The organism is Geodermatophilus sp. URMC 62 (assembly GCF_052931475.1).
On record NZ_JBRFHY010000001.1, the window covers coordinates 1,484,328 to 1,508,698 of the forward strand.

The 24,371-nt window shown below is 76.1% G+C and carries 24 protein-coding genes and 1 pseudogene; 4 read left to right on the plus strand and 21 right to left on the minus strand.

The window, feature by feature from the left end; all coding sequences use genetic code 11:
• Positions 1 to 28: 28 nt before the first annotated feature.
• The 10 genes and pseudogenes from ACU616_RS07135 to ACU616_RS07180 form a co-directional block, all read right to left on the minus strand.
• On the minus strand, positions 29 to 1,039 hold the full coding sequence (locus tag ACU616_RS07135; RefSeq protein ID WP_446757782.1) for an SRPBCC domain-containing protein: 1,011 nt from the start codon (positions 1,037 to 1,039) through the stop codon (positions 29 to 31).
• 97 nt (positions 1,040 to 1,136) lie between these two features.
• Complete coding sequence (locus ACU616_RS07140; RefSeq protein WP_446757783.1) at positions 1,137 to 1,994, minus strand: FAD binding domain-containing protein; 858 nt, start codon at positions 1,992 to 1,994, stop codon at positions 1,137 to 1,139.
• Entirely contained in the window at positions 1,991 to 4,489 is a 2,499-nt protein-coding gene (locus ACU616_RS07145; protein WP_446757784.1) for a xanthine dehydrogenase family protein molybdopterin-binding subunit, read from the minus strand. Before ACU616_RS07145 ends, ACU616_RS07140 begins: the two co-directional genes overlap by 4 nt.
• Entirely contained in the window at positions 4,486 to 4,989 is a 504-nt protein-coding gene (locus tag ACU616_RS07150; protein WP_446757785.1) for a (2Fe-2S)-binding protein, read from the minus strand. Before ACU616_RS07150 ends, ACU616_RS07145 begins: the two co-directional genes overlap by 4 nt.
• A 227-nt stretch (positions 4,990 to 5,216) precedes the next feature.
• Positions 5,217 to 6,443 (minus strand): MFS transporter, encoded by a 1,227-nt coding sequence (locus ACU616_RS07155; protein ID WP_446757786.1) that lies wholly within the window; start codon positions 6,441 to 6,443, stop codon positions 5,217 to 5,219.
• 51 nt (positions 6,444 to 6,494) lie between these two features.
• On the minus strand, positions 6,495 to 7,814 hold the full coding sequence (locus ACU616_RS07160; protein ID WP_446757787.1) for a GAF domain-containing protein: 1,320 nt from the start codon (positions 7,812 to 7,814) through the stop codon (positions 6,495 to 6,497).
• Between the two features lie 183 nt (positions 7,815 to 7,997).
• The gene (mftF, locus tag ACU616_RS07165) at positions 7,998 to 9,446 is read right to left on the minus strand and encodes a mycofactocin biosynthesis glycosyltransferase MftF (RefSeq protein ID WP_446757788.1); all 1,449 of its coding nucleotides are present in this window, start codon (positions 9,444 to 9,446) and stop codon (positions 7,998 to 8,000) included.
• Positions 9,443 to 9,982, minus strand: a complete 540-nt coding sequence (locus ACU616_RS07170) for a cysteine hydrolase family protein (RefSeq protein WP_446757789.1) — start codon at positions 9,980 to 9,982, stop codon at positions 9,443 to 9,445. The genes mftF and ACU616_RS07170 overlap by 4 nt, the downstream gene beginning before the upstream one ends.
• A 59-nt stretch (positions 9,983 to 10,041) precedes the next feature.
• The gene (locus ACU616_RS07175; protein ID WP_446757790.1) at positions 10,042 to 10,752 is read right to left on the minus strand and encodes a hypothetical protein; all 711 of its coding nucleotides are present in this window, start codon (positions 10,750 to 10,752) and stop codon (positions 10,042 to 10,044) included.
• Positions 10,753 to 10,927: 175 nt separating this feature from the next.
• Positions 10,928 to 11,554 (minus strand): annotated as a pseudogene (locus tag ACU616_RS07180) (cytosine permease); the annotation flags it as partial.
• A gap of 59 nt (positions 11,555 to 11,613) precedes the next feature.
• Between ACU616_RS07180 and ACU616_RS07185 the strand changes: the two are divergent.
• Positions 11,614 to 12,378 (plus strand): DUF427 domain-containing protein, encoded by a 765-nt coding sequence (locus ACU616_RS07185; RefSeq protein ID WP_446757791.1) that lies wholly within the window; start codon positions 11,614 to 11,616, stop codon positions 12,376 to 12,378.
• Between the two features lie 12 nt (positions 12,379 to 12,390).
• On the opposite strand, the gene mftE is transcribed toward ACU616_RS07185, so the two are convergent.
• Both mftE and ACU616_RS07195 read right to left on the minus strand, forming a co-directional pair.
• Positions 12,391 to 13,077 carry a mycofactocin biosynthesis peptidyl-dipeptidase MftE gene (gene mftE, locus ACU616_RS07190; protein ID WP_446757792.1) on the minus strand — a complete coding sequence of 229 codons (687 nt, stop codon included), beginning with the start codon at positions 13,075 to 13,077 and terminating at the stop codon, positions 12,391 to 12,393.
• A gap of 9 nt (positions 13,078 to 13,086) precedes the next feature.
• Positions 13,087 to 14,337 carry a multidrug effflux MFS transporter gene (locus ACU616_RS07195; RefSeq protein WP_446757793.1) on the minus strand — a complete coding sequence of 417 codons (1,251 nt, stop codon included), beginning with the start codon at positions 14,335 to 14,337 and terminating at the stop codon, positions 13,087 to 13,089.
• A gap of 79 nt (positions 14,338 to 14,416) precedes the next feature.
• Between ACU616_RS07195 and ACU616_RS07200 the strand changes: the two genes are divergently transcribed.
• Positions 14,417 to 14,905 (plus strand): pyridoxamine 5'-phosphate oxidase family protein, encoded by a 489-nt coding sequence (locus ACU616_RS07200; protein WP_446757794.1) that lies wholly within the window; start codon positions 14,417 to 14,419, stop codon positions 14,903 to 14,905.
• Between the two features lie 9 nt (positions 14,906 to 14,914).
• Here ACU616_RS07200 and ACU616_RS07205 read toward each other — a convergent pair whose 3' ends face one another.
• From ACU616_RS07205 to mftA, 6 genes are all read right to left on the minus strand, one after another.
• Positions 14,915 to 15,508, minus strand: coding sequence for an IS630 family transposase (locus ACU616_RS07205; RefSeq protein ID WP_446761457.1), 594 nt, complete (start codon positions 15,506 to 15,508; stop codon positions 14,915 to 14,917).
• Entirely contained in the window at positions 15,505 to 15,912 is a 408-nt protein-coding gene (locus tag ACU616_RS07210; protein WP_446757795.1) for an IS630 transposase-related protein, read from the minus strand. Before ACU616_RS07210 ends, ACU616_RS07205 begins: the two co-directional genes overlap by 4 nt.
• A complete protein-coding gene (locus ACU616_RS07215; protein ID WP_446757796.1) occupies positions 15,852 to 16,430 on the minus strand; it encodes an SDR family oxidoreductase in 579 nt (192 codons plus the stop codon). Before ACU616_RS07215 ends, ACU616_RS07210 begins: the two co-directional genes overlap by 61 nt.
• 128 nt (positions 16,431 to 16,558) lie before the next feature.
• The gene (gene mftC / locus ACU616_RS07220; RefSeq protein ID WP_446757797.1) at positions 16,559 to 17,773 is read right to left on the minus strand and encodes a mycofactocin radical SAM maturase; all 1,215 of its coding nucleotides are present in this window, start codon (positions 17,771 to 17,773) and stop codon (positions 16,559 to 16,561) included.
• Positions 17,770 to 18,114: a mycofactocin biosynthesis chaperone MftB gene (gene mftB, locus ACU616_RS07225; RefSeq protein WP_446757798.1), complete on the minus strand. Its 345-nt coding sequence runs from the start codon at positions 18,112 to 18,114 to the stop codon at positions 17,770 to 17,772. Before mftB ends, mftC begins: the two co-directional genes overlap by 4 nt.
• A gap of 10 nt (positions 18,115 to 18,124) precedes the next feature.
• The gene (gene mftA / locus ACU616_RS07230) at positions 18,125 to 18,247 is read right to left on the minus strand and encodes a mycofactocin precursor MftA (protein ID WP_446757799.1); all 123 of its coding nucleotides are present in this window, start codon (positions 18,245 to 18,247) and stop codon (positions 18,125 to 18,127) included.
• A 134-nt stretch (positions 18,248 to 18,381) separates the two neighbouring features.
• Between mftA and mftR the strand changes: the two genes are divergently transcribed.
• A complete protein-coding gene (gene mftR / locus ACU616_RS07235; RefSeq protein WP_446757800.1) occupies positions 18,382 to 19,035 on the plus strand; it encodes a mycofactocin system transcriptional regulator in 654 nt (217 codons plus the stop codon).
• A gap of 106 nt (positions 19,036 to 19,141) precedes the next feature.
• On the opposite strand, the gene ACU616_RS07240 is transcribed toward mftR, so the two are convergent.
• Complete coding sequence (locus ACU616_RS07240; RefSeq protein ID WP_446757801.1) at positions 19,142 to 20,353, minus strand: cysteine desulfurase-like protein; 1,212 nt, start codon at positions 20,351 to 20,353, stop codon at positions 19,142 to 19,144.
• Between the two features lie 280 nt (positions 20,354 to 20,633).
• Between ACU616_RS07240 and ACU616_RS07245 the strand changes: the two genes are divergently transcribed.
• Positions 20,634 to 21,098 carry an SRPBCC family protein gene (locus ACU616_RS07245; protein WP_446757802.1) on the plus strand — a complete coding sequence of 155 codons (465 nt, stop codon included), beginning with the start codon at positions 20,634 to 20,636 and terminating at the stop codon, positions 21,096 to 21,098.
• Between the two features lie 40 nt (positions 21,099 to 21,138).
• On the opposite strand, the gene ACU616_RS07250 is transcribed toward ACU616_RS07245, so the two are convergent.
• Together ACU616_RS07250 and ACU616_RS07255 are read right to left on the minus strand one after the other, a co-directional pair.
• A complete protein-coding gene (locus ACU616_RS07250; protein ID WP_446757803.1) occupies positions 21,139 to 23,346 on the minus strand; it encodes a glycoside hydrolase family 15 protein in 2,208 nt (735 codons plus the stop codon).
• Positions 23,347 to 23,608: 262 nt separating this feature from the next.
• Positions 23,609 to 24,295, minus strand: a complete 687-nt coding sequence (locus ACU616_RS07255) for a MadR family response regulator transcription factor (protein ID WP_446757804.1) — start codon at positions 24,293 to 24,295, stop codon at positions 23,609 to 23,611.
• Positions 24,296 to 24,371 lie beyond the last annotated feature (76 nt).

Below are 24,371 nucleotides of genomic sequence, written 5' to 3' on the forward strand. Positions count from 1 at the left end.
GCGAGGATCCACCGCCGGCGGCACGGACTCAGCGCCGGCGGCGGCGCCGGACCACGAGGGTGATCAGCAGCAGCACCGCGGCCACCCCGGCGGCCGGGGCGGCGAAGCGGGCCATGGCCGCGCCGCCGGCGACCTCGAGCAGGTCGATCGGCTCGGGCTCCTCCGCCGGCTGCCGCACGGTGGACGGCGTGCTGCGCGGCGGCGCGCCCGTGGCGGGTCGGGTGGGCGGCGCGGTGGGACCGGACGGCGGGGTGCTGGGTGCGCCGCCGACCGGGCTGAGGGCCGGCGTGGTGTCGGTCGCCCCCGCGGCCGCGTCCCCCACGGCGGGGACGGGGGCGGTGTCGGTGGCGCCCACCGCGGAGATCGAGACGGTGTCGGTCGCGCCGGTGCCCGCGGCCGCCGGGGCCGTGCCGGCCTCGTCGGTGGCGGACGCCGCGGCCTCCCGGGCCGCCGTCCCGGCCCTGCGCACCGCCTCGGCGACGGCGTTGTCGCCGGGGGTCTGCTCGACGGAGGCGGCGACCTCCTCGGCGACGCCGGTGGCGGTCGCGGCGGTCGAGGACGCGGCGTCGGCCCGCACCGCGTCGCCCTGCGCGTCGCCCTCACCCAGCTGGGCGGCGAGCTTGTCGGCGAACTGGCCGAGCAGCTTGTTGCCGACGTCGGTCATCACGCCGCGGCCGAACTGGGCCGGCCGGCCGGTGATGTTGAGGTCGGTGAGGACGTCGACCCGGGTCGAGTCCCCCTCGCCCTTGAGCTGGGCGGTGATGAGGGCGGCCGCGGTGCCGTTGCCGCGCTGGTCCTTGCCGCGGCCGTCGATGACGGCGCGGTGCGTGGCCTCGTCCTTCTCCACGAAGGACGCCTTGCCCTGGTAGGTCAGGTTGATCGGGCCGAGCTTGACCTTGACCCGGCCGGTGAACGAGTCGCCCTCGACGGAGTCCAGGGCCGCGCCGGGCATGCACGGGGCGATGCGCTCGATGTCGAGGAGCACCCGCCAGGCCTCGTCGACGGGCACGGGGACGGTGAACGAGTTCTCCAGCTGCACGGTGCGACCTCCGGGGTGGGATGACGCCTCGGCCGGTCCGCCCCGAGGGGCGGGCCGGCCGAGGGAGGAACGGGCGGTGCCGGGCGGTGGACCGAAACTACAGCCCCGCGGCCGCCGTGACCGCCCGGCGGGTGAGCACCTGTGCGAGGTGCTCGCGGTAGTCGGCCTGGGCGTTGAGGTCGCTGCTCGGGCTGGTGCCCTCCGCGGCCGACCGCGCCGCGGCCGCGACCGCGTCGGCCGTCGCCGGGGCCCCGGCGAGGGCGGCCTCGGTGGCCGACGCGCGCAGCGGCGTCGGGCCCATGTTGGTCAGCCCGATGCGCGCCTCGGCGATGTGCCCGTCCTCCCGCCGGACGGCGGCCGCGACCGCGACGATCGACCAGGCCTGCGCCACGCGGTTGAGCTTCTCGTAGCGCACCCCCCAGTCGCCGACCAGCTTGGGCACCCGGATCTCGACGAGGATCTCCCCCTCGTCGAGGGCGGTCGTGAGGTAGTCGACGAAGAACTCCGACGCGGGCACCGTGCGCCGGCCGGACGGGCCGGCGACGACCATCTCGGCGTCCAGCGCCAGGGCCACCGCCGCCAGGTCACCGGCCGGGTCGGCGTGCGCCAGCGCCCCGCCGAAGGTGCCCCGGCGGCGGGTCTGCCGGTCGGCCACCGTCTCGGTCGCCTCCGCGATGAGCTTCGCGTACCGGGCGATCAGCGGGTCGGCGATCACCTCGGCGTGCGTGGTCATCGCGCCGATGACCAGGTGGTCGCCCTCCTCCCGCACGCCGCGGAGCTCGGCGACGCGGCCGAGGTCGACCACCGTCTCCGGTGCCGCCAGCCGCAGCCGCATGACCGGGATCAGCGACTGGCCACCGGCCATGATCTTGACGTCCTCGCCGCCCTCGGCGACCGCCCGGACGGCCTCCTCGACCGTCGTCGGCCGGACGTACTGGAACGCAGCGGGGATCACCGGTCACCTCCGAGAGCGGACTGCGGGGTCGAGACACCGGCGGTGGTCTCGGTCTGGGCGCCGCCGTAGGCGTTGGTCCCGGCCGTGGCCCGGTCCCCGCCGTCGCCGCCCTGGTGGATCGCCCGCCAGACCCGCTCGGGGGTCAGCGGCATGCGGATGTCGCTGACGCCCAGGTGCCGGACGGCGTCGAGCGCGGCGTTGACCACCGCCGGGGTGCTGGCGATGCAGCCGGCCTCTCCCACGCCCTTGGCGCCGATCGGGTTGCCCGGGGCCACGTGCACGGTGTTGCCCGTGTCGAAGTGCGGCAGGTCGGCGGCCGAGGGCACCAGGTAGTCGACGAAGGTGCCGGTGGTGAGGTTGCCGTCGGCGTCGTAGACGGCCTCCTCGTACAGCGCCTGCGCGATGCCCTGCGCCAGCCCGCCGTGGATCTGCCCCTCGACGATGAGCGGGTTGACGATCGTGCCGACGTCGTCGACGCAGGCGTACTTGCGGATCGTGACGAACCCGGTGTCGGTGTCGACCTCCATGGCGCACACGTGCGTGCCGTGGGGGAAGGAGAAGTTGACCGGGTCGAAGGTCGCATCGGCGTCGATCGAGGGCTCGACGTCCTCCGGGTAGTCGTGCGCGGCGAAGACGGCGAGCGCGATCTCCTGGATGGACAGGCCCGAGCCCGGCGTCCCGCGGACGGAGAACCTCCCGCCGGAGAAGTCGAGGTCGTCCTCGCTGGCCTCGAGCAGGTGCGCGGCGACCTTGCGGGCCTTGGCGATCACCTTGTCGGCGGCCTTGACCACCGCGGTGCCGCCGACGACCAGCGAGCGCGAGCCGTAGGTGTCCATGCCCCGGGGGGAGACGGCGGTGTCGCCGTGCAGGACCTCGACGTCCTCGAACGGCACGCCCAGCTGGTCGGCGACCAGCTGGCTCCACGCCGTCTCGTGGCCCTGGCCGTGCGGCGTCGAGCCGGTGACGACCTCGACCTTGCCGGTGGGCAGCATCCGGATCGACGCCGCCTCCCAGCCACCGGCGCCGTAGGACAGCGAGCCGAGCACCCGGGACGGGGCCAGGCCGCACATCTCGGTGAACGTGGAGAAGCCGATGCCCAGCTGCACCGGGTCGTTCGACTCCCGCCGGCGCCGCTGCTCCTCGCGCAGCTCGTCGTAGCCCAGGAGGTCCAGCGCCTGCTGGGTGGCCGAGTCGTAGTCGCCGCTGTCGTACTCCAGGCCGGCCACCGTGGTGAACGGGAACTCCTGCGCCTGGATCCAGTTCTTGCGGCGCAGCTCCAGCGGGTCCATGCCGAGCTCGACGGCGAGCTCGTCCATGATCCGCTCGACGGCGAAGGTCGCCTCGGGCCGCCCGGCGCCGCGGTAGGCGTCGGTGGGCACCTTGTTGGTGAAGACGCCGTCGCACTCGAAGCGGTAGGCCGGGAACTTGTAGATCCCCGGGAACATGAACGCGCCCAGGGCCGGGACGCCCGGGGTGATCAGCCGCAGGTAGGCGCCCATGTCGGCGAGCAGCCGCACCCGCAGGCCCTTGACCTCGCCCTCGCGGGTGGAGGCGATGTCGATGTACTGGATCTGGTCGCGGCCGTGGTGGGCGGTCATGAGCGACTCGCTGCGGGTCTCGGTCCACTTGACCGGCTTGCCGAGGCGGCGCGCCACCAGCAGCGCGAGGACCTCCTCGGGGTTGACCTGCAGCTTCCCGCCGAAGCCGCCGCCGACGTCGGGCGCGATCACGCGCAGCTTGTGCTCGGGGATGCCGGTCACCATCGCCAGCATCACGCGCAGCACGTGCGGGATCTGGGTGGCCGACCACATCGTGAAGTTGTCGCCCTGCGGCTGGACGACGACCGAGCGCGGCTCCATGAACGCCGGGATCAGCCGCTGGTTGACGAACCGCCGGCTGACGACGACCTCGGCGTCGCTGAAGGCCTGCTCGGTGTCGGCGCCGGTGCCGGCCTCGCCGGCGTCGAAGACGAAGTGGTAGCTGGTGTTGGTGCCGGCCGAGTCGTGCACGAGGTCGGCGCCCTCGCGAACGGCCTCCTCCATGTCGAGCACCGGCGGCAGCAGGTCGTAGTCGACGTCGACGAGCTCGACGGCGTCGGCCGCGGCGGTGCGCGAGCGGGCGACGATGACCGCCACCGCCTCACCGACGTGGTTGACCTGGTCGACGGCGATCGAGGGGTGCCCGGGGTTGACCATGTCCGGCGTCACCGGCCAGGCGCAGGGGATGGAGCCCTGCTCCTCGGCGAGGTCGCGGCCGGTGAGGACGGTGACGACGCCCGGGGCCTCCTTCGCCGCGGACACGTCGACGCCGGTGATGCGGGCGTGGGCGACCGGGCTGCGCACGACCGACAGGTGCAGCATGCCGGGCAGCACCATGTTGTCGGTCCAGGTGGTGCGCCCGGTGATCAGGCGGGCGTCCTCCTTGCGGCGGCGGGCCCGCCCGACCTCCTTCTGCGGTGCGTCGGCCTGGGTGGCCGGGTCCTCGGTGACGGTCATGCCTGCGCTCCGGTGGTCTCAGGGGCGGCGGTGGACGACATCTCGCCGGCGGCCTGCTGCACCGCGCGGACGATGTTCTGGTAGCCGGTGCAGCGGCACAGGTTGCCCTCGATGCCCTCGCGGACCTCGGTGTCGCTGGGGTTCGGGTTCTCCTTGAGCAGGTCGATCGAGGCCATGATCATCCCCGGGGTGCAGTAGCCGCACTGCAGGCCGTGCATCTCGTGGAAGGCCTTCTGCACCGGGTGCAGGGTGCCGTCGTCGGCGGCGACGCCCTCGATGGTGGTGACCTCGGCGCCGTCGGCCTGGACGGCCAGGACGGTGCAGGACTTCACGGCCTGCCCGTCGAGGTGGACGGTGCAGGCGCCGCAGTTGCTGGTGTCGCAGCCGACGACGGTGCCCACCTTGCCCAGCGCCTCGCGCAGGTGGTGGACCAGCAGCGTCCGGGGTTCGACGTCGTCGGTGTAGGTGACGCCGTCGACCCGCATGCTGACCTGTGTCATGGATCCTCCGCTGTCGTTGCAGGGGCCGGACGCGCCCGTGCCGCGGGCGCTCTCGGGCGGAGTCTGTCAACGGCGGAGTGACTTAGGCCACGCTTACCGCGGTGCGGACGATGGCCGGTTCCGCACTGGCGGAGGACCACCGCGCCAGACACCCGCTGGGGCGGAGGAAGAGACCCCGTGCAACCGCAGACGAGAGGTTGCAGGGTCGTTGCAGCGGTGCTCGGCGCTCAGCCGGCCGGGACGGCGCGCAGCTCGCGCCGGCGCAGCGCCGCGGAGGCGGCCAGCGCGACCAGGCCGGCGCCGGCCAGAGCGGCGCCCACCAGGCTCGGCGCGGTGTAGCCGTACCCGGCCGCGATCACCACGCCGCCCAGCCACGCCCCGAGGGCGTTGGCCGCGTTGAGCGCGGAGTGGTTGAGGGCCGCGCCGAGCATCTCCGCCTCGCCGGCGACCTGCATGAGCCGCAGCTGCAGGGTCACGACGAGCACCGAGGCGCTCATCGCGAGCAGGAAGATCCCCGCGAAGAGGGTCGGACCGGTGGCGGCCGCCGGCCGCACCAGCAGGAGCAGCACGCCGACGGCGACCATGGCCCCGACCAGCGACCGGAACAGCGCCCGGTCGGCCAGCCGGCCGCCCAGCGCGGTGCCGGCGAAGCCCCCGACGCCGTAGGCCAGCAGCACCCACGGGACCGCGCCGCGGGACAGCCCGGTGACGTCGGTGGTGAGGGGCGCGACGTAGCTGTAGACGGCGAACATGCCGCCGAACCCGACGACGGCCACGACCAGCGTGAGCAGGACCTGCGGCCGGCGCAGCGCGTCGAGCTCGGTGCGGACGCCGGCGTCCTGGCGCCCGGCCACCGGCGGGACGACGGCGAGCACCGCGGCTACGGTGAGCGCCGCGAGGACGACGACCGCCCAGTAGGCCGACCGCCAGCCCGTCGTCTGGCCCAGCCAGGTCGCCGCGGGGACGCCGGCGACGGTGGCCGTGGCGAGCCCGAGCATCACCGTGCTGACCGCCCGCCCGCGCAGCTCCGCCGGCACCAGCGCGGCGGCCACCAGCGAGGCGACGCCGAAGTAGGCGCCGTGCGGCAGGCCGCTGACGAAGCGGGCCAGCAGCAGCGCCGTCGACCCGGGTGCCAGCGCGCTGAGGACGTTGCCGGCCAGGAACGCCGCCATCAGCCCGACCAGCAGCCCGCGGCGCGGCAGCCGCGACCCGAGCGCGGCGATGACCGGCGCACCCACGACGACGCCGAGGGCGTAGGCGGAGATGACGTGCCCGGCCGTGGGGATGTCGACGCCGACCCCGGTGGCGATGTCGGGGAGCAGCCCCATGGTCACGAACTCGGTGGTGCCGATGGCGAAGCCACCCAGTGCCAGCGCGACCAGGGCCACCGCCACGCGCGGGGTGCGGAGCGAGGTCGGCGCGGGGGCGGGCGGGGCGGCGGCGCGGACGGTCACGTGACCGTGCCAAGGCCCCCCGCGCGGGGGGATTCCCGGCCCGGCGTGTCCTCAGCCCCGCGGGCCCCGGCGCAGGGCGAGCAGGTGGGCGGCGGCCGCGGGGCGGCGCGGCGAGCCGGCCGGCAGGACCTCGAGGAGGGCCTGCCACGCCGCGGCGTCGTCCCGGGCCTCGGGCAGGGCGGTGAAGCGCAGCAGCAGCTCCGGCCGCCGGGCGCCCAGCACGGCGGTGCGCACGGCGGCGGCGGTCCGGCGGCGGGCGGCGGCCACGCCCGGCGCGCCCGAGCGGGGCAGGACCGGGCCGGTGTAGCAGTCGAGGGCCGCGGCGACGGCGCCGCGGTCGAGCAGCCGGCGCACGCGGTCGAGGTCGGTCTCCAGCGGGCCCAGCAGCCGGTAGGGCCGCGAGCCGACGAGGTCGGGGCCGACCAGCCGGCGCAGCCGGGACAGCTCGGCGCGCACGGTGACGGCGGCGGCGTCCCCGGCGTGGCACTCGGCGGCCAGCCGCTCGGCGCTGCGGCCCTCCCCCGCCGCGGCCGCCTCGGCCAGCAGCAGGAGCAGCTCGGAGTGGCGCAGCGAGAGCTCGACCGGGCCGCCGGCGCGGGTGAGCCGGGCCCGGTCGCGGCCGAGCACCTCCAGCACCGGCGCGGCCGGGCGCGCCGGTGCGGCCCGGACTGGGCGCGCCCCGTCGCGCGGCTCCTCCCGGTGCAGCCACCGCAGCTCCGACTCGACGGCGGCCACGGTCGCGCGGACGAGGGTGAGCACGTGCGGGCTGGCCACGTGGTCGCCGCCGGTGACGTCGATGGCGCCGAGCAGCACCCCGGTGACCGGGTGGTGCACCGGGGCGGCCGAGCAGCTCCACGGCTGCACCGGCCGGCGGTAGTGCTCGCTGCCGTAGAACTGCACCGGGTGGTCGAGCGCCAGCGCCGTCCCCGGCGCGTTGGTGCCGGCGACGTCCTCCGACCACCGGGCGCCGGGCACGAAGTGCATGCCCTCGGCCAGCGATCGCAGCCGTCGGTCGCCCTCGACCCACAGCATCCGGCCGTCGGCGTCGGTGACCGCGACGATCATCCGGTCGGCCTCGGCGTCCTCGACCAGCAGCCGCCGGATCACCGGCAGCACCGGCGCGAGCGGGTGCGCGGCGCGGTAGGCGGCCAGGTCGTCGTCGAGCAGGTCGACCGGCGGGCCCTGCCCGTCGGGGTCGACGCCGCTGCCGAGGCTGCGCCGCCAGGAGTCCCAGACGACGGCGCGCACGCCCGGGCGCTGCGGCGGGGCGCCGCGGGTCACGAACGTCTCGTGGGCGGCTCGGAGCTGGCGGGTCAGCTCGGGCGTCGGGCGGCCTCCGGGCAGCGCGAGCCACGGGCTGACGCCGGTCACGGCGTGGTCCGGGGGCTGGGACTCATGTCCCGCCCATGGTGACGCCGATCCCACGCCCGCGCCAGGCTGCCGGGCCGCTGGTCAGCCGGTGGTGGACGGGGCCACGATCAGGGGACCTGATCGTCGAGCGTCCTCCCTCACGTCCCACGGTGAGGGAGGACACGCGAGGATCAGGTCAGCTGATCATCGCGCGGGCCCGCCGGGCGGCGGACGGGCGGGCAGCAGCGCCCGGGGGTCGCCCGCGCGCAGCGCTCCCGCCCACAGCCCGGCGCCGTAGGCGAGGTCCTCGAGCCGGCGGGCGGCCGCGAAGCGCACGGGGCCGACGTCGGCCCGGTGGGGCCACCAGGCGAGGACGGCGTCGGCGACCGCGACGGCGGCGGCCGCCCGCCGGGCGCGGCGGGAGACGACGGCGGCCGCGGCGGTGAGCGGCCAGTGGTGCCGGGTGGCCGCGCGGGCCAGCGTGCGGGCGGCCGCGACGGTGCCGCGCAGGACCAGCGCGGCCGCCAGCCCGTGGGGCGCCGGCCGGCCCGGGCCGGCCAGCCGGGCGGCCAGGCGGGCCGTCGCGACCGCGAGGGTGCCGGCGGCCAGCACCCGGCCGGGCCGGCCGCCTCCTGCGGCGAGCGCCAGTGCGGCGGCCGACCACGGGGAGACGACGACCGGGGCGACCGCACTGCCGTGCCGGGCGGCCAGCGGCGCGGCGCCGGTGCCGTAGAGCGCGCGGCGCCACAGCCAGGCGGCCGTCGAGGTCGGGTGGTCGTGCGCCACGCGCGCGGCCGGGTCGTAGCGCACCCGCCACCCGGCCCCGGCCAGCCGCCAGACCAGGTCGACGTCCTCGGCCACCCGCATGCCGGCGTCGAAGCCGTCCCCCAGGGCCGCCCGCCGGGCCAGTAGCGCCGCGCTCGGGACGTAGGACAGGCCGGTCAGCGGCACCACCGGCGCCGGGGACGGGCCCATGTCGAGCGCGCTGACGGCCGTCTCGTAGGCCGTCACCCAGCCCGCCCGGGCGGCCGGCAGGGCGGTGACCCGCGGGGCGACGACGGCCAGCCGCGGGTCGGCCAGGTGCGGCAGGAGCACCTCCAGCCAGCCCGGCTCCGGCACGCAGTCGGAGTCGAGGAAGGCCACCGCCGCCGTCGTCGCCGCGCGCAGGCCGGTGTTCCGCGCGGCGGCCGGGCCCCGGGAGCGGTCGTGCCGCAGCACCTCGACGCCGATGCCGGAGGCGGCCGCGGCCAGGGCGGCGGGGTCGGCCGAGCCGTCGTCGACCACGAGCACCCGCACGCCGGCGGTGGCCGGGTCGGCGCGCAGGGCGCCCAGCAGCCGCGCGACGCCGGCGGCGCGGTCGCGCACCGGCACGACGACGGTGACGTCGTCCGGCCCGGGGGCGGGACCGGCCGGTTCGGGGACGGCGACCCCGGTGTCGAGCAGCCGCGCCGCGAGGGCAGCCGTCGCCGGGCCGGTGACGGTGAGCCGGTCGCCGGCGAGCAGGTCGCGGGCGCGCGGGGCCAGGCGCAGCAGCCGCAGCGGCGAGCCGCCGAGCAGTGCCGCGCCGTCCTCCCGCCGGCGGGTGCCGGGGGCCAGCCGGACGGCGTACCCGTCGGGCAGCCGCTCCTGCGGCGGGGCGGGGACCGCGGTCACCCGCGCAGGACCACGGCGGTCGTGGTCAGCTCCACCAGCGGCGCGTAGAGGCCCATGAGCCGCAGCGCGCCGTCGTGGTCGTCGTCGCCGGAGCCGGCGCAGGCGTCGGTGACCACCCGCACCGGGACGCCGGCGTCGGCGGCCGGCAGCACGGTGGAGACGACGCAGCAGTCGGTGGCCACCCCGGCCACGGTGAGCGGGCCGTCGCCGACGAGGCCGGCCAGCTCCGGTCCCCACTTGCCGAACGTGGGAGCGTCCAGCACCGGCGCCGTGCCGGGGTCCTCGACCAGCGCGTAGAGCGGCGCGTCGGGCGGCTGGAGGGCGAAGGGCCACTGCTCGTAGTAGTCCACCCAGGCGCCGGCCGGCTCGGGCGGGGCGACGAACCGGGTGAAGACGACGCGCTCGCCGAAGGCGGCGACCAGCGCGCGGACCCGGGGGCGGACCTCCGCGAAGCGGGGCACCGCCCAGGGCGAGCCGGGGTCCCCGAACACGTGCTGGAGGTCGACGACGACCAGCCAGCCGGGAGGAGCGCTCACCGCCGGAGGCTAGCCCGGGAGCCGCGTGCGCCTCGGGACCGCCGTCCCAGCAGGCGAGGTCAGCGCACGACCGGAGGCCGTCCCGCCGGCAGCGGGGCGGCCTCCTGCGCCCGCACCGCCGCGCGGCGCAGCAGCAGCGTGCCGAGCAGCCCGACCAGGAACGCGGCGAGGACGCCGAGGTTGGCGTAGGCCCACGCGCCGTCGCGGCCGCCGAGGCCCAGCGGGCCGAGCAGGTAGCCCTGCCAGTCCAGCCAGCCGGCGTAGGTGTTGGTGACCAGCCCCCAGCCCAGCACGGTGCCCAGCACGAGCAGCAGCAGCGGCACCGGCGGGACGGCGCCGTAGCGGCCGCGGGGGTCGTAGAGGTCGGCCTCGGCGTGGTCGCGGCGGCGCAGCGCGAGGTCGGCCAGGAAGATCCCGCACCACGCGGCGATCGGCACGCCCAGGGTGATGAGGAAGCCCTGGAACTGCACGAAGAACCCGCCGGTGGCGAGGAAGACCACCCAGACCGCGCCGAGCACCATGAGCGTGCCGTCGATCCCCGCGGCGACCGGGCGCGGCACCCGGAGACCAGCGGCCAGCAGCGACAGGCCCGAGGAGTAGATGTCCAGCAGCGCCCCGCCGACCAGGCCCAGGACCGCGACGACGACGAACGGCACGAGGAACCAGGTCGGCAGGATGGACCCCAGCGCCCCGATCGGATCGGCGCCGATCGCGGCCGACAGCTCGGCGTCCGACGCCGCGAGCAGCAGCCCGGTGCCCAGCAGCAGCACCGGGGCCAGCGCGCCGCCGACCGTCGTCCAGCCGACGACGCCCGCGGTGGACGCCGTCCGCGGCAGGTAGCGGGAGTAGTCGGCCGCGGCGTTGACCCAGCCCGAAGCCGTAGCCGGTCATCGCCAGCACCAGCGCGCCCACGACGGCCGCGGCGGACCCACCGGGGACGGCGGTGACCGCCGACCACTCGACCTCCCCGGCCACCAGGGCCACGTAGACGACGGTGAGGACGCCGCTGACCACGGTGATCCAGCGCTGCATGCGCATGATCGCGTCGAAGCCGAGGACTCCGCCGCCGACGACGAGCGCGGCGACGACGAGCAGCGCGACCACCTGGGTCGCCGTCCCGCCGCTCCAGCCCAGCTGGGTGAAGACCGTGGCCGTCGCCAGCGTGGCCAGCGAGACGAGGACGGTCTCCCAGCCGACGGTGAGCACCCAGGACAGCACGGCGGGCACGCGGTTGCCGGTGACGCCGAAGGCCGCGCGGCTGAGCACCAGGGTCGGCACCGAGCCGCGCTTGCCGGCGATCGCCACCAGCCCGCAGAGCAGGAACGAGACGACGATCCCGACGACGCCGGCCACCAGCGCCTGCCCGGCCGAGATGCCGAAGCCGAGCAGGAACGAGCCGTAGGCCAGGCCGAGGACGCTGACGTTGGCGCCGAACCACGGCCAGAACAGCGAGCCCGGCCGGCCCCGGCGCTCCTCCTCGGCGATGACGTTGATGCCGTTGGTCTCGACGGCGACCCGAGCGGCCGCCGCCGGGCTCCCCTGTGTCCGGTCCACGGCCGGCTGGTGCGCCATCTGGGTCCCCTCTCGCTGGGTGGCTCCGACATCCTGGTGCCCCGAACCGAGGAGGGCCCGTGCAGGAGCACCCGCAGATGATCGTCCCCGTCGGGCACGTCGAGCCCGTTCCCCGGCGCGTGCGCGCGCTGCTCGGCGGGGTGGTCGTCGTCGACACCACCCGCGCGCGCTACGTGTGGGAGCGGCCGCCCTATCCGCAGTACGCGATCCCGGTGGACGACGTCGCGCCCGGCGTGCTCGTCGACGAGGGCGAGGCGGTGGAGACGCCGGTCGGCACCGCGGCCCGGCACGGGCTGCACGCCGGCGACGTCGAGCGGCCGGGCGCGGCGCTCGTGCACAGCGGCGACCGGGTCCCGGAGCTGGCCGGGCACGTCCGGATCGACTGGGCCGCGCTCGACGCCTGGTTCGAGGAGGACGAGGAGGTGTTCGTCCACCCCCGCAACCCCTACGCGCGGGTCGACGCCGTCCGCTCGTCGCGGCGGGTGCGGGTGGAGCGCGACGGGGTGGTGCTGGCCGAGTCCGCCTCGCCGGTGCTCGTCTTCGAGACCGGGCTGCCGACGCGGTCCTACCTGCCGCGCACCGACGTCCACTGGGAGCACCTGACGCCCAGCGGCACGGTGACCCAGTGCCCGTACAAGGGGCGCACCAGCGGGTACTGGTCGGCGCACGTGGGCGGCGGGGTGGTCGAGGACGTCGCCTGGTCCTACGACTTCCCGACACGGGAGGTGTCGCCCGTCGCCGGGCTGGTCGCCTTCTACGACGAGGTGGTCGACGTGTTCGTCGACGGCGTCCGCCGGGAGCGGCCGAGCACCGGCATGCGCTGACCCGGCCGCGGCTCAGCGCAGCCGGCCGTCCGTGCCGACGTCCCAGCGCCCGACGGCCGCCGTCAGCCGGGCGGCGATGCCGGACAGCAGGCGCGCGCCCTCCTCCGCCGAGGCGCCGGCCGGGTCGCCGAGCACGCCGGTGGGGCTGACCCCGCGCACGCCCTCGGCCCGCAGCCGGGGCAGCAGCTCGGAGATCGGCGTCGTGTCGCCCGGGACGGACCGGTCGGTCCGCACCGCGCGTGGTTCCACGTGCAACAGCAGCGAGGTCTCGGTGCGGCCGGCGTGCGCGTCGCCGCCGCGGACACCGCACGGGAACCAGGCGGCGTCGCGGCCCTCGGCCCGCAGCAGGGGGACCGCGCGGCGCAGCGCCTCGAGGTTGCCGCCGTGGCCGTTGACGACCAGCAGCCGGCCGGCCCACCGGCAGGCGGAGCGGCCGTACTCGATGAGCACCGCGGCCAGCGCCTCCGTGCCGATCGAGACGGTGCCGGGGAAGCCCTCGTGCTCACCGCTCGCGCCGTAGCCGAGGGCGGGCGCCACCAGCGCCCCGCCGAGGTCCGCCGTCCGCACCACCGCCTCGGCCACGGTCGTGTCGGTGGCCAGCGGCAGGTGGTGCCCGTGCTGCTCGACCGAGCCCAGCGGGACGACCAGCAGCGGCCGCTCGGGCAGCTCCGGCCACACGGCGCCGGCCAGGTCGGGCACGCCGGCAGCCTAGGCGGGGTCGGGCACCTCGTCGGGCAGCTGCCACGGGCGGACGACGAGCACCAGGACGGCGATCGCGGTGACCAGCGCCGCGACGACGACCGTCCCCATGGCGACCGCGTCGTTGCCGAGGACGCCGACCAGCGGGGCCACCGCCGCGCCGACGCCGAACTGCACCGCGCCGAGGAGCGCCGCCGCGGTGCCGGCCGCCTCACCGTGCCGCGACAGCGCCAGGGCCGGGGCGTTGGGCAGCGCCAGGCCGGAGGCGAACAGCACCGCCCACAGCGGCAGCGCCACCGCCCACAGCCCACCGGTGCCCGTGGCGGCGAGGACCACGAGCACCACGCCGGCCAGCGCACCGACGACCACCCCGGCCACCAGCACCTGGGCGGGCGAGAAGCGGCGCAGCACCACCGGGTTGAGCTGGGTGGCGGCGATCAGCCACACCGCGCCGGCGCCGAACAGCAGGCCGAACTGCTGCTCGTCGAGGCCGAACTCGCCCTGGAACACGAACGACGAGCCCGACACGTAGCTGAACAGCCCGGCCATCGTCAGCCCGGCCACCAGCACCAGGCCGACGTAGACCCGGTCGCCGAACAGCGCCCGGTAGCCGCGCAGCGTCCCGGCCGGGCCGGCGGCGCTCCGCCGCTCCGGCGGCAGGGTCTCCCGGACGGCGAACCAGCCGACGGCGAGCAGCAGCGCCCCGTAGAGCGCGAGCAGCAGGAACACCCCGCGCCACGAGGTGAACCGCAGCACCTCCCCGCCGACGGTGGGCGCGAGCACCGGCGCCGCGCCGAGGACGAGGAACAGCCGCGACAGCATCGTCGCCGCGGCGCGGCCCTCGAACAGGTCGCGCACGACCGCGAGGGCGATCACCGCGCCGGCCGCCGTCCCCACGCCCTGCAGGAACCGCAGCGCGCCCAGGACCGCGATCGACGGCGCCACCAGCACCAGCAGCGAGGCGAGGACGTGCAGCGCGGTCCCGGCCAGCAGCGGGCGGCGCCGGCCGAACGCGTCGGACAGCGGGCCGAGGACCAGCTGGCCCAGGGCCAGCCCGACCAGCGTGCCGGTGAGGGTGAGCTGCACGGTGGCCGAGCTGGTCTGCAGGTCGTCGGCGATGGTGGGCAGCGCCGGCAGGTACATGTCGATGGTCAGCGGGCCGAGCGCCACGAACGCGCCGAGGGTGAGCGCGGTGCGCGCCGTCCCCGGACGGTCGGCGAGAGCGGGCGCCGCGGCCGGCCGTTCGTGGGTCGTCGTCACGACAAGGGGCAAGCCGCGCCGGCACTGGCGCATTCCGCCGAGGTCGTGTCAGCCGGCCGGATCGGGGAACGGGAGACCCATGACCACTCACTCCCCGGACGCCACCCGCAAGGTCGCCGAGCTCATGAAGGGACAGCGGTTCGGCTTCCTCACGACGACGATGCCCGACGGCCGCCTGACCAGTCGCCCGATGGCGCTGCAGGAGGTCGAGTTCGACGGCGACCTGTGGTTCTTCGCCGAGCACGACGCGCCCTGGCTCACCCACATCGCGGCCTCGCCGCAGGTCAACGTCGGGATCGGCTCGGGCGGGACCTGGGTGTCCCTGACCGGCACCGCCCGCGTCGTCGACGACGTCGCGAAGAAGAAGGAGCTGTGGAACAGCGGCGTCGAGGCCTGGCTGCCCCAGGGCCCCGAGGACCCGTCCGTGCTGCTGGTCAAGGTCGACGGCGACACCGCGGAGTACTGGGACAACCCCGGCAACCGGCTGGCCACGGCGCTGAGCTTCGTCAAGGCCAAGGCCACCGGGTCGCAGCCCGACACCGGCGAGAAGGACGTCGTCGACCTCTGACAGCGGTCTTCAGGTGGCTTGGTGGGTGGAGTAGCCGGCATGGGCGAACCAGCCAGCGGCGTCGGTGGCGGTGACCGCGGCCAGCGCCACGGCGATGGCCGCGTCCAGGGCCGCGCGGGTGCGCGCGCCGGCGGCTTTCACCAGGGCCTTGATCTTGCTGAAAGCCTCCTCCACCGGAGAGAAGTCCGGCGAGTAGGCCGGCAGGAACACCAGCCGGCATCCCGCGGCCTCGACCAGCGCGCGCATCCGCTCAGGCTTGTGCGCGCCGACGTTGTCGACCACCACCACCTGCCCGGGCCGCAGCGCCGGCAGCAGCACCTGCTGCAGATAGGCGGCGAACACCGCCGCGGTCGTGCCGCCCTCCACCGTCATCGCCGGGCTCATGCCCGACAGCGCCAGCCCGGTGATCAACGTGGTCACCGGCCCGCGGTTGCGCGGCACCGCCCCGACCGCCCGGGTGCCCCGCGGAGCGCGGGCCCGGCGGCGGGTCATCGAAATGTGCGTGCCGCACTCATCGACGAACACCAGCCGGGCCGCGTCGGTGGTAGCCACCTCGCGATGCCACCGGGCGCGCGCGGTCTCGTCGCGCTCGGTGGCGCTCAGGCTTTTGACTTCAGCGGCCGGCCCGGCCGCCGCCGCCGTCCGCGCGGCGTCAGCGCCTGATCGGGATCGTCGGCCGGCAGGGCGGCGATCGCCCGCGACATCGTCGCCGCCGACACCACCACGCCCCGCTGGCTGGCGAAGGCGCTGACATGCTCGGCCAGGGTGGCATCGGCCGCCGCGCCCAGCCTATCCGGCAGCCAGGCCTGCAGCTGCTGCCTCTTCTCCGGCACCGGCCCGTGCCGCTGCGCGGTCGGGGCCAGACTGCCGATGTTCCGCCGCCGGGCCAGGTATCGGCCCACGGTGTTCACCGACACCCGGAAGGTCACTGCCGCCTGCTCCTGGGTCATCCCGCCATCGACTGCGGCAACGACCCGCTCACGCAGATCCATCGAGTACGCCCGCATGCCTCAGGCCTACTCCACCAAGCAACCAGCACACCGCTGTGAGACCCACTCGCCCCCCGCCCCTCGCTCCGTCGGCCCCGCTGCAGGGGCCAGCCGGGAGCCTGCGAGGGGCGAGGGGTGAGGGGCGAGGGGCGGGGGGCGGCGGGGTCCTTCCGCCAGCGGATCGTGTAGCCGGCGTCGACCGGCAGGGTCACGCCGGTGACGTGGCGCGCCTCGTCGGAGACGAGGAACAGGATCGCGTCGGAGATGTCGACCGGGTCGACGCAGGGCACCGGCAGCTCGACCGGGCCGCAGCGGTCGACGGCGACGACGTCGGCGCGCTCCTGCGCCAGGCGCAGCGCGTGGCTGCGCCCCTGGCCGCGCGCGGCCCTGCGGAGGCGGGCGGGTCGGACCGCGTGCGGGTGACAGCGGACTCCCAGCCGCCGCCCCGCGGGCGGCCAGCTGGGGGGACGACGCTCAGGGAGCTCTCCCCAGGGCGCCCCTCCGGCTCGCGAGGGGGCGCCCCGGGGGGAGTCCACCCACGACCCGGAGGTGCCCGGTGCTCGCCCTGACCGTGCTCGTCGTCCTGCTCGTCACCATGACGCTGGCCGACCTCGCGCCCGCCCTGCTGCCCGAGGGACCGACGCTGGTGACCCTGCGCTGAGGGTCAGCCGGCAAAGCCGGCCAGGGGCGACTCGTCGCAGATCCTGGCCGGCGGGACCGCCGGCATGCCGAGCAGCGTCGGCTGACCGCGCACGGGGCCGGTGTGCGAGTGGTCGACGTGGCTCTTCGGCGTGATCAGCTCGAGGTCGCGCGCGGCCAGGGCGGACTCGCCGTACCCCTGCACGCACTCGGGGTCGGGCCCGTCCAGCGGCAGGCCGGTGAAGAACTTCGCCGCCATGCAGCCGCCGCGGCAGGCGTCGAAGTGCGCACACTTCGTGCACGCGCCGCCGGTCTGCGGGCTGCGCAGCTCGGCGAACAGCTCCGAGGACTGCCAGACCCGTTGGAAGCCGCCCTCGCTGCGGACGTTGCCGGCGAGGAACTGCTCGTGGATGGCGAACGGGCAGGCGTAGACGTCGCCGACCGGGTCGATGAGGCACACCACCCGCCCGGCGCCGCACAGGTTGAGCCCGGGCAGCGCCTCGCCGTAGGCCGACAGGTGGAAGAACGAGTCGCCGGTGAGCACCCGGTCGCCGTTGGCCAGCAGCCACGAGTACAGCTCCCGCTGCTGGGCCTGGGTGGGGTGCAGCTGGTCCCAGACGTCGGCGCCGCGGCCCGAGGGGCGCAGCCGGGTGATCCGCAGCTGGGCGCCGTAGCGGTCGGTCAGCGCCCGGAACGCGTCGAGCTGGGAGACGTTCTCCCGGGTGACGACGACGGAGACCTTGAAGTCCTTCATCCCGGCCTCGGCCAGGTTCTCCAGCGCCTTCGTGGCGGTGGCGAACGAGCCGGTGCCGCGGACCCGGTCGTTGACCTCGGCGGTGGCGCCGTCCAGGGAGATCTGCACGTCGACGTAGTCGGTGGCCGCCAGCTGCCGCGCCCGGGTGCGGTCGAGCTTGACGCCGTTGGTGGAGAACTTGACGCCGACGTCGTGGCCGATGGCGTAGTCGAGCAGGTGCCAGAAGTCCGGCCGCACGGTCGGCTCGCCGCCGCCGACGTTGACGTAGAAGACCTGCATCCGCTGCAGCTCGTCGATGACGCCCTCGGCCTCGGCCGTCGTCAGCTCGCGCGGGTCGCGCCGTCCCGAGGAGGACAGGCAGTGCACGCACGCCAGGTTGCAGGCGTAGGTGAGCTCCCAGGTCAGGCAGATGGGGGCGTCGAGGCCGTACTCGAACTGGTCGACCAGGCGCCCACCGACGGGACGCTGGGGGACGACGGCGGTCACGGGGTCTCCCGGGGTTCGATCATGTTCGAGCGGGCGAGGTCGGCGAGCGCCTTCACGTAGGCGGGCCGCTGGGCCTCGGGGACGCCGCACGCGAGCAGGGTCGCGTCGGCGCTGGGCTGGTCGGCGAGCGCCTCGACGACGGCGACCAGCGTCCTCGACTTGAGGAACGACAGCTTCCGGTTGCCGAAGTGGTAGACCAGCGCCCCGAACGGCTCCGGCCGCAGGGCCACCGACCGGGCGCGCCGCCAGGGCAGTGCTGGGTCGAACACAGCTGGGTCGAACACAGCCGGGTCGAACGCGGCGGGGTCGGAGACGTCCGCGGCCGGAGCGGTCGAGGTCACGTCGGTCGGCTCAGTAGACGCCGCACATGCCGTCGATGGAGACCTCCTCGACGAGGGACTCCTCGACCAGCGCCTCCTCGGCCACGGTCGCCTGGGTCTCGGCCTGGGTCTCGGTCTTCGTCGTCTCGGGCATGCGGACCTCCGGGTTCCGGGGGACGGGGATGGCGAGGACGTTAGAGACACCGGGTGCCACCGGCAAGCGCGTCCCCGCGACCCGCCCGGTCGGCGGGGACCGCCCCGTCCGACCGGGTGGGCGAGGATGGGTCGGTGAGCACGTCGCCGGGTCCCGCCGCCCCCGGGCCGGTGCCGGACGCCCCCACGGCCCTCCCCCGCGCCGTCGGCGGCGTCCGTGCGGCGACGCGCGCGCGGATCGAGCAGGCGGCCCTGGAGCTGTTCACCGCGGAGGGGTTCGAGCAGGTGACGATCGAGGAGATCGCCGCGGCCGCGGGCACCAGCCGGCGCACGTTCTTCCGGCACGTGGGCAGCAAGGCCGACGCCGTGTGGGGCGACTTCGCCGGCCACGTGTCCCGGCTGGCCGGCCTGCTCGCCGCCGCCGGCGACGACGTCCCGGTCCTGCCGGCCGTCTTCGGCGCCTACGTCGAGGCCAACGCCTACGCCGGGGCCGACCTGCCGGTGCTGCGCCAGCGGATGCGGCTGATCCTCACCGAGCCGGCGCTGCTGGCCCACTCGCAGGTGCGCTACGCCGACGTCGACCGGGTGGTGGCGCGGTACGTGGCGCGGCGCCGCGGGGAGGACCCGGCGGGGCTGCTCCCCCGGCTGGTCGCCACGACCACCCGCGCGGCGGCCACCACGGCGTTCGAGGTGTGGCTCGGCGACGACCGGGCCACGCTGGCCGACACCCTGCGCACCGCCTTCGGCCAGCTCGCGGCCGGCTTCCCCGAGCTCCGCGCCCCGGCGTGACGCCGCCCGCTCACGGTGTGCACACGACGCGGTCCCGGGGCCCCCCGTCCGCGCCGGGTGCACACACCGCGGTCGCGCGGCTCGGATCGGCTGAGCGAGCGCGAGGTCAGGCCGACGCCTCGCGGAGGCCCTCCAGCAGGCGGTCGACGTCGGCGTCGTCGCTGTAGGGCGCCAGCCCGATGCGCAGCCCGCCGGCGTCGCCGAGCCCGAGCCGGCGGGAGGCCTCGATCGCGTAGAACGAGCCGGCCGGCGCGTTGACGCCGCGCCCGGCCAGCGCACGCGACACCTCGGCGGCCGGCCGGTCGGCCCAGGTGAGCAGCAGCGTCGGCGTCCGGTGCGCCGCCCGCGACCACAGGGTGACGCCGGGCAGCCCGGCGACGGCCTCCTCCACGCGCTCCCGCAGCCGGTCCTCGTGCGCCTCGACGGCGGACAGGCCCGCGACCAGCCGTGCCCGCCGGTCCCCGTCGGCCCCGCCCAGCGCCGCCAGGTAGTCCACCGCCGCGGTGGTGCCGGCGAGCAGCTCGTAGGGCAGCGTGCCCAGCTCGAAGCGCTCGGGGACGGCGTCGGTGGAGGGCAGCAGCTTGTCCGGGTGCAGCGTCTCCAGCAGCGAGGGCGCGGCGACGACGCAGCCCAGGTGCGGGCCGAGGAACTTGTACGGCGAGCAGGCGTAGAGGTCGGCCCCGAGCGCGGCGACGTCGACCGCCGAGTGCGCGGTGAGGTGCACGCCGTCGACGTAGGCCAGCGCGCCGGCCCGGTGCGCCAGCGCGGTGACCGCGGGGACGTCGGGCCGGGTGCCGATGAGGTTGGACGCGCCGGTGACGGCCACCAGCCGGGTCCGGTCGGTGAGCACCGCGGCGACCGCCTCGGGGGTGAGCTCGCCGGTGTCGGGGTCGAGGTCGGCCCAGCGGACGGTGGCCCCGCGCGCGGCGGCGGCCTGCACCCACGGGCGGACGTTGGCGTCGTGGTCGAGGCGGGTGACCACGACCTCGTCCCCGGGGCCCCAGCCGGCCGACAGCGCGCGGGACAGGTCGTAGGTCAGCTGGGTCATCGACCGGCCGAAGACGACGCCGCCCGGGTCGCCGGCCACCAGGTCGGCGACCGCGGACCGCGCGGCCACGACGACGGCGTCGGCGTTGCGCTCGGCCTCGGTCACCTGCCCCCGGTTGGCGATCGGGGCCACCAGGGTGGCCGCCACCGCCTCGGCCACCTGCCGCGGCACCTGGGAGCCGCCGGGGCCGTCGAAGTGCGCGGCGCCGGCGCGCAGGGCGGGGAAGTCGGCACGGACGGCGGCGACGTCGTAGGTGGTGGCAGTGGTCACCCCCGCAGCATGCCGCCCCCCTCCGGTCGGGCAGGCGCACCTGGCCGGACGGGCCGACCTGCTCCTCCGGACGGCCGGTTCCCCCCGGCGACCCCTCCCGCCGGGTGGAACGCCGCTCGTACCGTCCGCGCCGACGGCTCCCGCAGGCAGAAGGAAGGACTGGAGACCTGGGCCACCGACGTCGTCACCCGCGCCTCCGCCCGCTGAGGAAGGCCCCGTCCCCCTCACGCCTCGCAGGCTCGGCGCGAGCCTCCGGACGGGGCCGAGAGACACTGCCGGGGTGACCGAGGACCTCACCTTCTCCGACTCGATCGTCGTCGCCGCCTCGCCGGAGGCGGTCTACGACCTGGTCAGCGACGTGACCCGGACCGGCGAGTGGAGCCCGGTGTGCGTGGCCTGCTGGTGGGACGAGGGCGCCACCGGCCGCGTGGGCGACTGGTTCACCGGCCGCAACGTGACCCCCGCGCGCACCTGGGAGACCCGCAGCCAGGTGGCCGTCGCCGACCGCGGTCGGGAGTTCGCCTGGCTGGTCGGCGGCTCGTGGGTGCGGTGGGGCTACACGCTCGAGCCGGTGGACGGCGGCACGCGGCTCACCGAGTCGTGGGCGTACCTGCCCGGCGGCGTGGCGCTGATGGCCGAGCGCTACGGCGAGGGTGCGCAGGAGCAGGTGGAGCTGCGCACCCGCATGGCGCACGAGGGCATCCCGGCCACCCTGGCCGCGATCAAGCGCGTCGCGGAGGGCTGAGCCGGCGGCCCGTCCGCGGACGGGCCGCCGGCCCGGCCGGTCAGCCCTGGCAGAGCGACGAGCCGTACCGGCAGGCGACGACGTCGGGCGTGTCCACCGGGCGGCCGGCGTCGATCGCGCGGGCCAGCCGGAGGAACACGGCGTGCGACCAGGCCAGCGGTGTCGCCGAGAACGTTGGCTCACCGGGGACGAACTCCGTCCCCTCCGCCGACGGCGGCCGGTCGTCCCACACCTGCTCGGCGAGGAAGAACGACGCGTCGTCGGCCGAGCGCGCCATCGTGTCCAGCCGTTCCTGGGCACTGGCGCCGGTGACCAGCTCGTACTCGCCGCGCTCGCCGGTCAGCAGCGGCCAGCCGCGGCCGATCGTCTCCCCCGAGCCCGGGTCCACCGGCTCCCACTGGGTGCCGTCGGCCTTCTCGCCGTAGCCGTCGAAGCTCGCCCGGTGCCAGAACCGCCCGTTGGCGGTGTCGTAGCCCAGCTGTTCGTCGATCAGGCGCAGCGTGTTGAGGACGGCCGGGTCGTCGGCCGGCACGATGCCGAACCGCACCAGGTCCAGGAAGCTCGGGTCGAGCACCGTCCGCTGGTCGACCAGCGGGCCGCCGTCGGAGATCTGGATCTGCGTGCCGGCGTCCGCGTTCCCGTCGGCGGTGATCCGCAGGTAGTACGGCTCGGACGACAGCGGCCCGTTCGTCGTGACCGTCCAGCCGGGCAGCTCCGCGCGCCACCGGTCGGCGGTAGCCAGGTAGGTCTGCGCGCGGGCGTCGTCGCCGTTGGCCTGCGCGACGTCGGCCGCGGTGACCAGGCCGGCGATCTCGGCGGCGATGGTGTTCGGCGACCACCCGCCGAGGTTCTCCCACCGCTCCTGGTCGGTCTCCGGGCCCTCGGCCACCAGGAAGTCCGCCGACAGCCGGATCCGCGCCCAGTCCTCCGGACCGGTCCGGCCCAGCTGCCAGGCGAGGACGATCGGCAGGGCGACCTCGTCCATCTGCAGCCCGCCGAAGACCGGCTCGCCGTCGAGCCGCGCGTTCTGCGGGAAGGACCCGTCGGGGCGCTGCTGCACCGTCCACAGGTGGTCCAGGGCGCGGTTCGCGGCCGCGACGTCGCCCATGGCCTGCAGACCGCTGGCGACCTGGTACAGGTCGCGCGACCAGACCTCGTGGTAGACGGGGAGGTGCTGCAGCTCGTTCGCCCACGCCCACGGCTTGCCCGGCGAGGCGACGAAGCCGCCGCGGAACGTCTTGTCCTCGCTCGCCGCGAGCACCATGGCCGACACGTCGTACTCGGTCCGCCACTCCCCGACGCTGGCCGGCGCCGGGGCGAGCCCGTCGAGGTAGCCGTGCCAGCCGTCGGTGTAGGCCTGCAGGGCGGCGCCGAAGCCGCGGTCGAGGGCCTGGTCGGCGGCCTGCGCGGCCTCGTCCTCCGTCGTCCCGAACCCCAGCGCCAGCGTGAGCCGCTGCGCGCCGTCCAGGCCGGTGAGGCCGGTCCGCCCGATCTGGACGACGTTGCCCGGGGTGGGCGCGTCCCAGGTGTCGTCGAGCACGAAGTCGTCACGCAGGTCGGACCAGCCGTCGCTGCGCTCGAGGTAGCCGCTGGAGGTGTCGGTGAGGCCGCCGGAGCTCGCGACCGCGCTGCTCAGCGCGCCGTCGGTGGCCAGCAGCCGCCCGTCGGCGGAGCGGCCGGTGTCGTCGTTGGCGTTGAGGCCCAGGCCCACGTCGTGCAGCACGTAGACCTGGTAGGGCTGCCCGTCGAGGGACTCCACCTGCACGTCGACGAGCACCGCCGACCGGTCGGGGTCGGTCGTGTAGGTCTTGGTGATCCGGTACCGGCCGCTGGTCGCGGTGTTCGTCTGCCGGTAGACCAGCGCCCGCGGGTCGACCAGCTCGACGACGGACTCGGTGTCCTCGTCCTCGCGGTCGGCGAAGGTGGCCCCGTCGGTGACGACCAGCTGGGTGTCCCGCGAGCTCGGGGTGTCGATGCGCGGCGCGTAGACCTCGCTGAGCGTGCCGTCGTTGAGCGTGTACCAGACCCGGCTGTCCAGGGCGCCGATCGCGGTGCCGAAGCCGTCCTTGTCGCCGGGCGACCAGTCCGCCGCCTGACCGGGGTACCCCGGGGCCGCCTCCTCCTGGGCGGCCGCGGGCGGCACCACGCCGAGGACGAGGGCGCCGACGGCGCCCCCGAGCACCGCGCGGGCCGGCCTCCGCAGGCGCCTGCGGCGGCGCGGGCCGTGGACGACGTCTCGAGCGCTCACCGGCTGCTCCCCCCGGCCCGCCGCCGCCCGACCTGGGACACCCCGCACAGGCGAGGTCCGGGGTCGCGGCACGCGGGGCACCGTTCGGTCGGTGCCGGCCCGCCGGGCGTCGCCGGGGCCGGCGCGGCGCCGCTCGCGCACGGGCGCCGCAGCTGAGCGGGCCACCACCCGGGGCTGAGGTGTGACCCGCGCCACACCCTAGGGAGCCCGGCCGCCCCGCGCCACCGCCGGACGGGGCTGCGGCGACCGCGGACGGCACCGCTCAGATGAGCCCCAGCTTGGAGCCGGCGTACACCGCCTCGGCGCGGCGGGAGACGGCGAGCTTGCGCATCAGGTTGGTGACGTGGAACTTCGCCGTCGTCGCCGAGATGTAGAGCTCGCGGCCGATCGCCTCGTTGGACAGGCCCCGGGCCAGGAGCGCCAGCACCTCCCGCTCGCGGCCGGTCAGGTCCGGCGACGACGGCGAGGGCGGCGCCGGGGCGGCCAGCGACCGCACCACCATCGCCGCGCTGTGGCTGTCGAAGGCACTCTCCCCGCGGCGCACCGCGCGGATGGCGGCCACCAGCGCGACGGCGTCGACGTCCTTGAGCACGTAGCCGCGGGCGCCGCGCTGGATGGCCTCGAGCACCAGCCGCTCGTCGAGGAACGTCGTCACCACCAGGACGCCGGGGGCCGGTGTGCGGGCGGTGAGCTCGCCGCACAGGGCGAGCCCGGTGAGGTCGGAGCCGGCCGACAGCTCGAGGTCGAGCAGCACGATGTGCGGCCGGACCCGGGCGACCAGGTCGAGCGCGTCGGCGGCGGTGGTGGCCTCGCCGACCACCTCGACGTCCGGCTCGCGCTCCAGGATCGAGCGCAGCCCCTGCCGGACGATGGCGTGGTCGTCGACGATCACCAGCCGGATCGGGAGGCGGGTCGTGAGCGGGCCGGCCCGCAGCGGGACGGCGGTCACCGCGGTGGACGGGACGGCGGAGCGGGGGCGCGGGTCTCTGCGGGCACGGCGACCTCCGGAGGCGGGCAGCCCGCCC